General features: G+C 68.3%; 9 protein-coding genes. 7 read left to right on the top strand and 2 right to left on the bottom strand.

Translation table 11 applies throughout. From position 1 onward, the window contains the following. Positions 1-20 precede the first annotated feature (20 nt). The gene (gene tatC, locus ACZ5TV_RS08550) at positions 21-1,166 is read right to left on the bottom strand and encodes a twin-arginine translocase subunit TatC (protein WP_464383700.1); all 1,146 of its coding nucleotides are present in this window, start codon (positions 1,164-1,166) and stop codon (positions 21-23) included. Between the two features lie 183 nt (positions 1,167-1,349). Between tatC and ACZ5TV_RS08545 the strand changes: the two genes are divergently transcribed. From ACZ5TV_RS08545 to ACZ5TV_RS08530, 4 genes are all read left to right on the top strand, one after another. After that, positions 1,350-3,605, top strand: a complete 2,256-nt coding sequence (locus tag ACZ5TV_RS08545; protein ID WP_464383699.1) for a twin-arginine translocase subunit TatC — start codon at positions 1,350-1,352, stop codon at positions 3,603-3,605. A gap of 94 nt (positions 3,606-3,699) precedes the next feature. After that, positions 3,700-6,654: an excinuclease ABC subunit UvrA gene (gene uvrA / locus ACZ5TV_RS08540; protein WP_379781461.1), complete on the top strand. Its 2,955-nt coding sequence runs from the start codon at positions 3,700-3,702 to the stop codon at positions 6,652-6,654. 66 nt (positions 6,655-6,720) lie between these two features. Beyond that, complete coding sequence (locus tag ACZ5TV_RS08535; protein ID WP_379781459.1) at positions 6,721-7,989, top strand: magnesium transporter; 1,269 nt, start codon at positions 6,721-6,723, stop codon at positions 7,987-7,989. Positions 7,990-8,130: 141 nt separating this feature from the next. Continuing rightward, positions 8,131-8,511 carry a RidA family protein gene (locus ACZ5TV_RS08530; protein ID WP_379781457.1) on the top strand — a complete coding sequence of 127 codons (381 nt, stop codon included), beginning with the start codon at positions 8,131-8,133 and terminating at the stop codon, positions 8,509-8,511. A gap of 34 nt (positions 8,512-8,545) precedes the next feature. Here the strand turns inward: ACZ5TV_RS08530 and ACZ5TV_RS08525 are convergent, their stop codons facing one another. Continuing rightward, positions 8,546-10,573 carry a MutS-related protein gene (locus tag ACZ5TV_RS08525; protein WP_464383698.1) on the bottom strand — a complete coding sequence of 676 codons (2,028 nt, stop codon included), beginning with the start codon at positions 10,571-10,573 and terminating at the stop codon, positions 8,546-8,548. A gap of 92 nt (positions 10,574-10,665) precedes the next feature. Between ACZ5TV_RS08525 and larE the strand changes: the two genes are divergently transcribed. From larE to ACZ5TV_RS08510, 3 genes are all read left to right on the top strand, one after another. Further along, positions 10,666-11,634: an ATP-dependent sacrificial sulfur transferase LarE gene (gene larE / locus ACZ5TV_RS08520; protein ID WP_379783198.1), complete on the top strand. Its 969-nt coding sequence runs from the start codon at positions 10,666-10,668 to the stop codon at positions 11,632-11,634. Positions 11,635-11,771: 137 nt separating this feature from the next. Continuing rightward, positions 11,772-11,975 (top strand): hypothetical protein, encoded by a 204-nt coding sequence (locus tag ACZ5TV_RS08515; RefSeq protein ID WP_379783200.1) that lies wholly within the window; start codon positions 11,772-11,774, stop codon positions 11,973-11,975. A gap of 149 nt (positions 11,976-12,124) precedes the next feature. After that, positions 12,125-12,376, top strand: coding sequence for a glutaredoxin family protein (locus ACZ5TV_RS08510; protein ID WP_379783206.1), 252 nt, complete (start codon positions 12,125-12,127; stop codon positions 12,374-12,376). Positions 12,377-12,455 lie beyond the last annotated feature (79 nt).

The following is a 12,455-nucleotide window of genomic DNA, read 5'->3' as shown; positions in this document are numbered from 1 at the left end:
ACCCGGCACCGCCCCACGGGTTAGTTCCCGGTCCACCGGAGGACCGCCAGTGTCCCCTCGAAGAGGACGATCATCGTGAGGGTGACGATGATCGGGGCCATCCCGGTCGGGTCGGGACTGAAGAGGAACGCGATCCCGAGGAACGCCCCCCAGAAGATGAGGCGTTTGTCCTCCAGCCACACCCGGGTGACGAGGTTCATCATGATCGCGAGCATGATGAAAAGCGGGATCTGGAAGACGATCGCCATGAACCCGAGCATGATCACGATCAGGTTGAACGTCTCCGCCAACCCGAACGCGATCGTCGCCGCGTCGGCGGTGTAGGTGGTGAAATACGAGAAGATCGCGGGCAACACGAGGAAGTGCGCGAACGCGACCCCGATCCCGGCGAGGACGAGGCTGGTGGGGACGGCCGCCAGGTAGTAGCGCCGCTCGTTCTCGTAGAGGCCGGGCTTCATGAACCGATACGTCTGGTAGACGAAGGCGGGAAGCCCGACGACGACGCCCGCGATCCCCGCGACCTTCAGTCGCGTGAGCGGGAGCTCGAGGGGGGCGTACAGCCGCGGTCGGTTCTCGCGCGGCGCGGGGATGTGGTAGTCCCAGAAGTAGTTGATGAGCGTCGTCGACTCCGTCACGACGACGAGCGTCGCGAGCCCGCCGAGCAGGAACACGATCGCGAGCCGCCGCATCATCTCCTCGATGTGGGCGGCAAGCGGCATCTCCTCGTCCGTCTCCGGCCCCTCTATCCCGGCGAGTTCCCCATCGTCGACGGTCGCGGTTCCGCCGTCGCCGATACCGTCGTCCTCGTCCGCGTCGTCGTCGGGATCGTCCTCGTCCGTGTCTTCGGCCTCGCTCTCCGTGTCGTCGTCGGGATCGCCTTCAGTACCGTCGTCGGGATCGTCGTCCTCGGCGTCCGCACTCCCCGTGTCGTCTGTGTGGCCGGTGTCGACGCCGCCGTCCCAGTTCGGATCGTGGGGACCGGCCGGTGTCGATTCCGACGCCTCGTCCGCGTCCGCCGACGCCGACTCCGCGCTCGACACCTCGTCCGCGTCCGCCGACGCCGACCGGTCCGGTCGCTCCGTGTCGTCGTCTCCCGCGGATCCGCCCGACTGCGGCGACCCTTCGGGGTCCGACGGCTCGTCGCGTGACCGGTCGGCGTCGTCCATTCACTTTAGGTACGCCACCGGGTGATTATAGGCCTTTTCGGATGGCGGCGACGGATCGTCGGTGAACGATGGGGTGGCCACGCTATTCGGAGCCGGTCATCCGCTCCGGACCGGAGGGATCGCTCGCCCTCGACCCGGGCACGGTCGAAAAGGTTGATAACGACCACGCCCTTCGGTCGCCGTATGGCGAGTGCCCTCGACGAGGACACCCAACAGTCGATCGCGGAAGGCCGCGATTCGGCGAGGGCGTTCCTTCGGACGATCCAGAAGGACCTCCAGAAGGTGTTCGTCGTCTTCCTCCTCGGATTCCTCGTCACGTTCTGGGCGCTCCGCGTGTACGTCTGGGAGTTCCTCTACGGCATCACGGAGGCGAACATGTCCCCCGCCGTCGCCGAGGAGCTCGACGTCATCGCGACTACCCCGTTCGAAGTGATCCTCCTCCAAGCGAAGATCGCGTTGATCGTCGGCGCGATCATCGCGCTCCCCGCGCTGGTGTTCGTCGCCCGCTACGAGCTCCGCGCCCGGGGAATGTGGCCACAGACCCCGATCCCCCGCTGGAAGCTCGCCGCGATCTTCCTCCTCGGGACCGCGCTGTTCTCCGTCGGCGTCGCCTACGGCGTGTACGCGTTCTTCCCGATCATGTTCTCCTTCCTGGCCGGCTTCGGACTCGAAGCCGGGATCCAGCCCACGTACGGTATCGTGATGTGGACGGAGTTCATCGTCTTCCTCTCGCTGTCGTTCGGGCTCGCGGGGCAGATGCCGCTTCTGATCACCGGGCTCTCCTACGCCGAGATCGTCCAATACGAGACGTTCCGCGACAAGTGGCGGTACGCCGTCGTCGCCATCTTCGTGTTCGGCGCGTTCTTCTCGCCGCCGGACCCGTTCACGCAGCTGATGTGGGCGTTCCCGCTCATCGCGCTGTACGGGTTCAGCCTCTATCTCGCGAAGCTCGTCGTCACCGCGAAGCGGAGCTCCGATCGGATCGACGTCGGTGACGCCGTCCGAGCCCACTGGAACGTCGTGCTCGGCGTCGGCGTGCTCGGCGGCGGGATCGTGTACGCCTTCTACGAGTACGGCGGTCGAACCGGAGCCAACGACCTCCTCCGGTGGGCTGGCAGCGACTGGCGGTTCCTCGCGCCGGGCGAGGGGCTCGGCGTCGACCCGGTGACCGCGGCCGCGATCTACGCGGTCGGCTGGGCGCTCGCGTTCGGGGTCCTCGCGACGCTGTGGGCGGTCTACACCGACCTCGACACGACGAGCGCCGGCTACCAGTACGGCGACCCGACCGCCATCGACCTCGAGGAGCTCGACGCGGCCGGCGTGCACGCGGCTCCCGCCGAGCCGTTCGAGGCGATGGACGAGGAGGAATCGCTCGCCCGGGCACAGGCCGCGATCGACGACGACGACCCGGAGAAGGCCCGCGCGATACTCGATCGGTTCGACGAGGTGAACGGCGACGAGGCGGCCGACGGCGACGAGGCGGCCGACGGCGACGTTGCCGAAACCGGCGGTGAAGGTGGGTCGGGCGGCTCCGGCGCCGACGCGGGCGGCGACGCCACCGACGGCGGGCTGCTCGGGACGATCGGCGACCGCTCCTCGCGGGCGTCCTCGACGTTCCTCTCGGAGCTCACCGACGGCGAGGGCGAGGAAGCCGAGGACGACATCGGCGGCTACTACACGGACCTCAAGTTCATCTTCGACTCGTTGCGGTCGCGGTCGTTCCGGCTGCTGGTCGTGTTCGGCGGCGTGATGGCGCTGGCGTTCACGTGGCTGTATCTCGGCGGGCTCGCGACCGTGCGCGCGGACCTCGAATCGCGCGTTCCGGAGGCGGTCGACGGGGGGATCAACATCATCACGCTCCACCCTGTCGAGGCGCTGATCTTCATGGTGAAGTTCTCGCTCCTGCTCGGGATCGTCGCCGTCTTCCCGTTCCTGCTGTACTACGCGTGGCCCGCGCTCCGCGACCGCGGGTTCGTGGCCGGGCACGTCCGGCAGGTGTACGTGTGGACGGCGGCGCTGTCCGCCGGGCTGATCGGCGGCTTCGCGCTGGGATACACGTACATCGCCCCCGCGCTTATCGGGTGGTTGATAACCGACGCCGCGACCGCCGACATGATCATCACGTACCAGGTGAGCGACTTCCTTTGGCTCGTCATCTACACGACGGTCGGCATCGGCTTCCTCGCCGACATTCCCGTGCTGATGGTGCTTTTGAACAAGGCGGGCGTCCCCTACGACGCCTTCCGCGGCCGCTGGCGGGAGGTGACCGTCGGGATCCTCCTGTTCGCGGCGGTGTTCACCCCCGCCGGCGTGATCACCATGTTCCTCGCGACGCTCCCACTCATGCTGGCGTACGGCGTCGGCGTCGGCGTGCTGTTCCTCGTCACGTTCGGCGGCCGCCGGAACCTCTCGCCGCCGGCGGAGATCGTCGGGCGCTGAGCCGGTCGACGGCGGGCGCTGAGCCGGTCGACGGCGGGATCCGATCGCCGAAACCGACGGGTATTCCCGCGCGCGGGCGCAACAGTGGACCAGCATGAGCAAGGACTACATCGAGGTCCGCGGTGCCGAGGAGCACAACCTCAAGGACCTCGACGTCCGGATCCCGCGCGAGGAGTTCACGGTCGTCACCGGCCTCTCAGGGTCGGGGAAGTCGTCGCTCGCGTTCGACACCGTTTACGCCGAAGGGCAGCGCCGCTACATCGAGTCGCTGTCGGCGTACGCCCGCAACTTCCTCGGACAGATGGACAAACCGCAGGTGGAGGCGGTCGAGGGGTTATCGCCCGCCATCTCCATCGACCAGAAGAACGCCGCTAACAACCCGCGATCGACGGTCGGGACCGTCACCGAGCTGCACGACTACCTCCGGCTGCTGTACGCCCGGATCGGCACCCAGCACGACCCCGTCACCGGCGAGGAGGTCGGCGAACAGTCCGCCCAGGACATGGTGGCACAGGTCCTCGAACTCCCCGAGGGAACCCGTGCGAAGGTCGCCGCGCCGGTCGTACGCGACCAGAAAGGGGCGTTCGAGGAGCTGTTCGAGGAGCTCGTCGCCGACGGGTACGCCCGCGTGGAGGTCGACGGCGAGCCGATGGACCTCACCGTCGCGGACCCCGAGCTCGACCAGAACTACGACCACACGATCGACGTGATCGTCGACCGCGTAAAGGTGAGTCCGGACGCCCGCTCGCGGATCACCGACTCGGTCGAGACCGCCCTCGAAGAGGCCGGCGGCGCGCTCAAACTGATCGTTCCCGACCCGCCCGCGGACGTCCCGTTCGCCTCGAACACGCGTTCGACTGGGTCGCTGGCGGCTGACGCCGACGGCGACGATCGTCTCGTCGTCGAGTTCTCCGAAGCGCTCGGTAACCCCAACTCCGACTTCCAGTTCTCGGCGATCGAGACCCGTTCGTTCTCCTTCAACAGCCCGTACGGCGCGTGCCCGGAGTGTGAGGGGATCGGGTCGACGAAGGAGGTCGACGAGGATCTCGTGATCGAGGACCCCTCGAAACCGCTCAAACACGTGTTCGAGGCGTGGTCGTACAACCGCTCGTACTATCGGACGCGGATCGACAACGTCGCGGATCACTTCGGCGTGAGCGTCGATACCCCGTGGAACGAGCTCGACGAAAATATCCGAGATCAGTTCCTCTACGGCACGGACCGGCAGGTCGTGTTCACCCGGCAGACGAAGAACGGGACGCGGCGCAAGGAGAAGCGCTTCGAGGGCGTCATCCCCAACCTGGAGCGCCGCCACGTCGAGACGGACTCACAGTCCACCCGCGAGCACATCGAGGAGTACATGGCGGTGACGACCTGCCCCGAGTGTGACGGGACTCGCCTCAAGGAGCAGTCCAGACACGTGCTCGTCGACGGCACGCCGATCACCGAGGTGAACCGGCTGTCGATCGGCGACGCCCGGCGGCACTTCGAGGGGATGGAAGAGCGGCTCGGCGAGCGCGACACGAAGATCGCCGAGGAGATACTCAAGGAGATCCGCGCACGACTCGGCTTCATGGAGGAGGTCGGCTTGGAGTACCTCACGCTCGACCGGGAAGCGTCGACGCTCTCGGGCGGGGAGAGCCAGCGAATCCGGCTCGCGACGCAGGTCGGCTCGGGGCTCGTGGGCGTCCTCTACGTGCTCGACGAGCCCTCGATCGGGCTCCACCAGCGCGACAACGACCGCCTGCTCGACACGCTCACGGGCCTTCGTGACCTGGGCAACACGCTCGTCGTCGTCGAGCACGACGAGGAGACGATGCGCCGCGCCGACCACGTGATCGACATGGGTCCCGGTCCCGGCAAGCGCGGCGGCGAGGTCGTCGCTCAGGGCGAGTTCGACGACATCGTCGACGCCGACGGCTCCGTCACGGCGGACTACCTCGCGGGCCGCAAGGAGATCCCGGTCCCCGACGAGCGCCGCGAGCCCGACGGCGAGCTCGTCGTCCGGGGCGCTCGCCAGCACAACCTGACGGATCTGAACGTACCGATCCCGCTCGGGACGCTCACGGCCGTCACCGGCGTCTCCGGCTCCGGCAAGTCGACGCTCGTCCACGACATCCTTTATAAAGGACTCGTGCGAGAGATGAACGACAACACCTCGGTCGATCCCGGCGACCACGACGCGATCGAGGGGATGGACGGGATCGAGACGGTGCGACTCATCGACCAGTCGCCGATCGGACGGACGCCGCGCTCGAACCCCGCGACGTACACGGACGTGTTCGACTACGTCCGGGAGCTGTTCGCCGAGACCAAGCTCTCGAAGCGGCGCGGCTACGAGAAGGGGCGCTTCTCGTTCAACGTGAAAGGCGGCCGCTGTGAGGAGTGTGGCGGACAGGGCACGGTCAAAATCGAGATGAACTTCCTTTCGGACGTGTACGTCCCCTGTGAGCAGTGTGGCGGTGCCCGGTACAACGACGAGACGCTCGACGTTACGTATAAGGGCGCGACGATCGCCGACGTGCTCGACATGAGCGTCGACGAAGCGTACGACTTCTTCGAGAGCCACCAGGGGCTCCAGCGCCGCCTCAAGCTCTTGAAAGACGTCGGACTCGGCTACATGGAACTGGGTCAGCCCTCCACGACTCTCTCGGGGGGTGAGGCCCAGCGCGTCAAGCTCGCCGAGGAGCTCGGCAAGAAGGCGACCGGCGACACCCTCTATCTGCTCGACGAGCCGACGACGGGGCTCCACAAGGAGGACGAGCGCAAGCTGATCGACGTGCTCCACCGGCTCGTCGACGGCGGCAACACGGTGGTCGTCATCGAACACGAGCTCGACCTCGTGAAGAACGCCGACCGCATCATCGACCTCGGCCCGGAGGGTGGCGAGGGCGGCGGCGAGCTCGTCGCGAGCGGAACGCCGGAGGAGGTGGCCCGCGACGACGACTCACACACCGGACGGTACCTGCGCGACCTGCTGCCGGCCGTGGAGCTGGAGGGGCCGCGAAACGACCGCCGGAAACCGGCGAAGGCGGCGAGCGACGACTGAGCGGCAGCTCCAGGGCGTCGATGTCGGTGTCGCCGCTGTTTAGTGACCAGCTGACGCGTACCCTGTATGGGAGTCCAACCCGAGTCGATCCAGGAGACGATCGCCATGTCGTCGCGACCGGGCGACGAGCTCACGTCGCTTCCGGAGCGGGAGTGGCGGGACGTCTACTTCTCGCTCGCCGAGGACGTCAGAGCGGCGGTCGCGGCTGACATGAGCCGCACTGAACTGGAGACGTTTCTCGATCGGCTGGACCCCGACGAGATCACGGACGTCCTCGGCTACGTCGACGAGGGGACCCGCGACACGCTACTCGCGACGCTCGATGAGACTCGCCGCGAGAAGGTCGAGTTCCTGCTGTCGTTCGACCCCGAGAGCGCAGCCGGCGTGATGAACCTCGATTACGTCACTGTCGACGCCGACCGGTCGTTTGGGGCAGTGACGGATCGCGTCCGCCGGTTCAAACGGCGGACCGACCGGACACCGACGATCCTCGTCACGGAGGACGAACACCTCCTCGGCGAGCTCCCCGGGACGGCGCTGTCGACCGCGGACCCGGAGACGGACGCGGTCACGGACTACGTCCAAGAGACGCCCTCCGTCAGGTACGACAGCGACGACGAGGACGTGCTCGCGGTGTTCCGAGAGAACAGCGAGCGGACCGTCGCGGTGCTCGACGAGGAGGAGGACATTCTCGGCGTGATCTACGCGAGCGACCTCCTGCGGCTGATCGACGAGGCCGCCGGCGAGACGCTGTACGAGTTTACCGGCGTCTCCGAAGAGGAGAGCGTCCTCGACGGGCCGGCCGAGAAGGTCCGGCGGCGGTACAAGTGGCTCATCCTCAACCTCGGGACGGCGTTCATGGCCGCCGCGGTCGTGGGGCTGTTCGAGTCGACGATCGCCGCGGTCGCGATCCTCGCCGCGTACATGCCGGTCGTCGCCGGGATGGGAGGCAACGCCGGGACGCAGGCGATGGCGGTCACGGTTCGCGGCATCTCCCTCGGACAGGTGTCGCTGTCGACCGGGAAGCGCGTCGTCGCGAACGAGGTCATCGCCGGAGCGGCGAACGGAATTATCACCGGCGCGCTCGTGGCGGTCATCGCGACCGCCTTCTCATTCGGCGAGTTCGGGCTCGCGCTCGGCGCGGTCATCGGCATATCGATGGTCGCGAACCTCGTCATCGCCGGGTTCTTCGGCGCGATCACGCCGCTGGTTCTCGATCGACTCGGATTCGATCCCGCCACGTCGGCGACCATCTTCATCACGACGGCGACCGACGTGCTCGGATTCTTCGTCTTCCTCGGACTGGCGCGGGCGGTCCTGTTGCCGCTGCTGTAGGCGGAAGACCCGTGTTTCCGGAGTGCGGCCGACACACTCCGGCGAGAACCACGGGACATCCGTCTGACAAGACCGAAATTCCGCACGGAACCGCTCCTGCGACCCGTATCTTGATGTGCGGGTGCGTCGTCGCTTCGACCGATGCGAGAGATCACGACCGACGACGTGCCGGAGGCCCTCGGCCCGTACTCCCAGGGGATCGTCTCCGGTGACACGGTCCACGTTTCGGGAAAGACGGGCGTGGATCCCGACACGGGCGAGGCACCCGAATCGGTGGCCGAACAGACGACTCAGACCCTCGCGAACGTCGCCACGATACTGGAGGCGGCCGGGACGTCGACCGACGCGATCGTGACGGCGACCGTCTATCTCACCGACATGGACGATTACGACGCGGTGAACGAGGCGTACCGTTCGTTCCTCTCGGAGCCGTATCCGGCGAGGACCTGCGTCGAGGTGTCTCGACTCCCCGCACCGCTCGACGTCGAGATCACGGTCACGGCGGAGCTCGGCGACGATTGAGTCCGAACGACCGATCGGGTCGAGAGACGTCCGCTCAGAACTTCTCCAGCAACTTCGCATAAAAGTCGCTCTCGCGGTCCTCGGCGAGCTTCTCGACGATGAGCTCCGGCGTCGACCGCGCGAGGTGACCCTTCCGCGGCGAGCGGTTCACCCGCAGCTCGCCGTCGACGAGCCCCTCGGCCTCGATGCCGTCGACGGCGACGTCGAACGTTGCAGCGGCGCGGATCTCCCGAGCGAGGTGGGAGACGAACACCGCCGTGGCGTCCTGTCCGTCGAGCGCCTCTAGGATGCCCGCGATGATCTTCGCGGACGCGCCGGGCTCCGTGATCGACTCCAGCTCGTCGACCAAGACGAGACGGCCCGCCGCCCCCTCGACGAGGTCGCCGAAGTCCCGCAGCGTCGCCTCGAACGCGCCCGCGTCGAGGGTCCCTTGTGATTTCGCGTAGTAGTGGAGCTCCTCGAACCGCTCGATCCGCGCCGACGCGGCCGGGACGGGCATCCCCATCTGCGCGAGCACCACGACGAGCGCGACCAAGTCGAGGGTCGAGGTCTTGCCGCCGGAGTTCACCCCCGAGAGCAGCGTCGGGCCGGAGACGGCGTAGTCGACGGGCTCGACCGCGTCGAACGCGACGTCGAGCAGCGGGGACCGCCCACCTTCGATGTGGAACCCGTCCCCCCCGCCGTCGCCCGGATCGACCACCTCGGGCATCACGCAGTCGAACTCGCGGGCGAACCGGGAGACAGCGAGCTCGACGTCCAGTTCGAGGGCGTCGCGGACGAGCGTCTCGACGGGACCCCGTAGCTCCGCGAGGTCGTTCGCGAGCTCGGCTTTGAGTCGTGCCGCCCGGCGGTCACGTGTGGCGCTCAGCTCGGTTTCGAGCCGGGAGACGGCGGTCGCGTCGTGCTCGACCGGGAACGTCGGATCGCCGCCGAAGACGCGGGCGGCGAGGTCGGCCTCCGCCGGCTTCAGCGCCAGCGCGTCGACGAGGTGCTCGCGGGCGCGCTCCATCGCCTCGTCGTACTCGTCGGCGAGCTCGCGGTCGAGGAGGGAGTCGACGCGCGCCCCTTGCTCGACGAGCGAGAGGAAGTCGGTTCCCTCGATGGTGACATCGCGTTCGCGGATCGCCTCGCGAAGCCGGTCGTCGGCGACCGACTCCGCGGTGGCGACGGCGGCGTCGAGGTCGGCGACCGCGTCGGTCAGCCGCGTCAGCTCCGTGTCGCCGACGATCGTCGCGTCCTCGTCGAGCCGCGAGAGCGCGTCACGGAGGGCCTCGAGGTCGGCGGCGGGGTCACCGTCGGCGTCGCCGTCAGCCGTGATCGGTGTGCCGGCGTCGGCCGCCGCCTCGTGGACCGTTATCGCCGCCTCCAGTCGGTCGCGGTTCGCGGCGAAGAAGGCGAGTAGTCGCTCAGGAACCGTCTCCGCTGGGGATTCAAGCGCGTCCGGCCGGACGTGGACATCGCCTTCGACGTCCATCCCCGCGAACGCCTCGTCGAGGACGATTACGGTCGCATACGACCGAGCGAGCTCGGCGATATCGTGTGTGTCCTCGACGGTCTCGACGGAGAGCTCCGGGACGGCCGCTTCCGCCTCGGCGTAGCGTTCGGCGTCCGCGGTCGCGAGGCATCGCTCGCGGACACGGACGGTCGGTGGGTCGGTGAGCGGTTCGACGCCGGCGAGCGCGTCGAGGACGGCCGGGTCGGGCTCGCGTTCGATCGCGTCGGCCGCGAACGCCTGTACTTCCGCGACCCGCGAGGGGGAGGCGCTCGGGTAGAACGTCTCCAAGCGTTTCTCTCCGTAGTCGGTGACCGCCCGCTCCTGTAACAGGCCGAGCGCGTCGCGGTACACCTCGCGGGCACGGTCGGTCGCGAGGACGCGGCCGGCGTCGTCGTGCCGGTTGCGGATCGCACCGCGGGCGACGCGGACCGCGCGCGCTTCGTTCACGCCCGGTGCGCGCGCGATAGCGGCGACGTCGCCGGACGCGACGGTCGCCTCCGGGTCGTCGAGCGCCCGCAGCGCTTCGGCCGTCTTCTCGCCGACGCCGGGGATCGCCTCCAGCTCCATTCGTGGGTCGATATCGCGGCAACGCGCAAAAGGATACGGGTCGTCCGCCTCCATGCCGACGCGTTTTTTCCCGCCGCCCCCGAACGCGTGGCATGGATCGAGAGGCTACCGCGTCCGGAGCGGACGACTCGGCCGACCCGCTGGCCGTCGGCGAGACGGGGAGCGTGTCGGCTGACGGTCTCGACCCGGACACGGCGGCGAAAGCGCGGGCGGCTCGCGAGTCCCTCCGAGGCCGTGAGCGCGTACTGATCGCGTTCTCCGGCGGGGTCGATTCCTCCGTCGTCGCGGCGCTCGCACACGACGCTCTCGGCGACGACGCGGTCGCCTGTACCGCCCGTAGCGAGACGCTCCCGGCGGCGGAGCTCGACGACGCACGGCGGGTGGCCGCGGAGATCGGGATCCGGCACGACACGGTGACGTTCTCGGAGCTCGACGATCCCGACTTCGTCGCCAACGACGGCGACCGGTGTTACCACTGCCGGACGATGCGGCTCGGTCGGATGTACGACCGCGCCCACGAGCTCGGGATCGAGACGGTGTGTGACGGGACGAACGCCGACGACCCCGGCGAGGGGCATCGGCCCGGGCTTCGCGCGGTCGACGAGCTCGACGTCCGCTCGCCGCTGCTGGACGCCGGGATCGGCAAACCCGAAGTCCGGGCGATCGCGGGGGCGTACGGGCTCTCCGTGGCCGACAAACCGTCGATGGCGTGTCTCTCCTCGCGGATCCCCACCGGCTTGGAGGTCACCGAGGAGCGGCTGACCCGCGTGGAGAAGGCGGAGCGACTGCTCCGGGAGTGGGGGTTCGAGGGGTTTCGCGTTCGCGACCACGACGGACTCGCACGGGTGGAGATCGCGCCGGACGAGCTGGAACGCGCTCTCGACCCGGCGTTCGCGGAGGCAGTTCACGAGCACCTGGCCGATCTCGGTTTCGAGTACGTCACGCTCGACATGGCCGGCTACCGGACGGGGAGCGTGAGTCCAGGTGGCGAGGCGACGGCGGACGACGAGGAACCGACCGACGACGACGGGGTCAACCTGGGTCGGCAGTACCCGCGTTGACCTCACGGGTGGGGACACTCGGTGGCGTGGCTGGTGACGCCGTCCCCGCTCCCGCCCCGTCAGGGTCGGCGTCGCCCGTTATCAGCGGGGAGAACCCGGAGCGAACGCTTATTACCCGCGTTAGGGAATCGAACGATATGAGCGAGGCCAAGACGCTCGCGGTGATCGCCGGCGGGGTCGGCGGGGCCGTGGGGGCGTTCGTCGGCGTCTCGATAGGCGGGGATCCGCTGACGGTGACACTGACCACGATGGTGGTCGCGCTGCTCGTCGGCAGCGGGGTCATCGCGAGCGCGGTCGTCGCGGGCGACGTGGAGTTCCTCGCGGAGCCGGACGGCGAGTAACCGGTACGGGGATCGGCCGGACCGAAACCCTCTCACCCCTCCGTGACTCGTCTGCGAGCGTGAGCGACACCGACGGGAGAGAGAACGGATCCGACACCGACTCCCGAGGGAGTGGACCCGATACCGAGGAGTCGAGCGCGGGCGATGAGGTGACCGTCCCCGTGACGATATACACCCGAGAGAACTGTTCGTTGTGCGTCGTCGCCCACGAGACGGTCGAGCGCGTCGCCGCCGACCTCGACGTGGAGGTCGATATCGAGCTGGTCGACGTCGACACCGACCCCGAGCTCGCCGCGGAGTACGGCGAGCGCGTCCCGTACGTCCTGATCGACGGTCACCCGGCGTTCAAATACGAGGTCGAGGAGCGAGAGCTCCGACTGAAGCTGTTGGCGGCGGGATAAGTCGCCGAGGGGGTGAGCCGGTCGGTAGCGTGAGCCGGTCGGTAGCGTGAGCACTTGCTACCGTGAGCTCGGCCGGAGA

The sequence above is a fragment of the Halorubrum tibetense genome (assembly GCF_055396225.1).
Note: the sequence above shows the minus strand (reverse complement) of the source record. Positions and strands in the feature narration are given on the sequence as shown.

Bases quoted from the DNA above. Each gene is read 5' to 3' on its own strand.
- tatC (WP_464383700.1), bottom strand. From the start codon at position 1,166: ATGGACGACGCCGACCGGTCACGCGACGAGCCGTCGGACCCCGAAGGG.
- ACZ5TV_RS08545 (WP_464383699.1), top strand. From the start codon at position 1,350: ATGGCGAGTGCCCTCGACGAGGACACCCAACAGTCGATCGCGGAAGGC.
- uvrA (WP_379781461.1), top strand. From the start codon at position 3,700: ATGAGCAAGGACTACATCGAGGTCCGCGGTGCCGAGGAGCACAACCTC.
- ACZ5TV_RS08535 (WP_379781459.1), top strand. From the start codon at position 6,721: ATGGGAGTCCAACCCGAGTCGATCCAGGAGACGATCGCCATGTCGTCG.
- ACZ5TV_RS08530 (WP_379781457.1), top strand. From the start codon at position 8,131: ATGCGAGAGATCACGACCGACGACGTGCCGGAGGCCCTCGGCCCGTAC.
- ACZ5TV_RS08525 (WP_464383698.1), bottom strand. From the start codon at position 10,573: ATGGAGCTGGAGGCGATCCCCGGCGTCGGCGAGAAGACGGCCGAAGCG.
- larE (WP_379783198.1), top strand. From the start codon at position 10,666: ATGGATCGAGAGGCTACCGCGTCCGGAGCGGACGACTCGGCCGACCCG.
- ACZ5TV_RS08515 (WP_379783200.1), top strand. From the start codon at position 11,772: ATGAGCGAGGCCAAGACGCTCGCGGTGATCGCCGGCGGGGTCGGCGGG.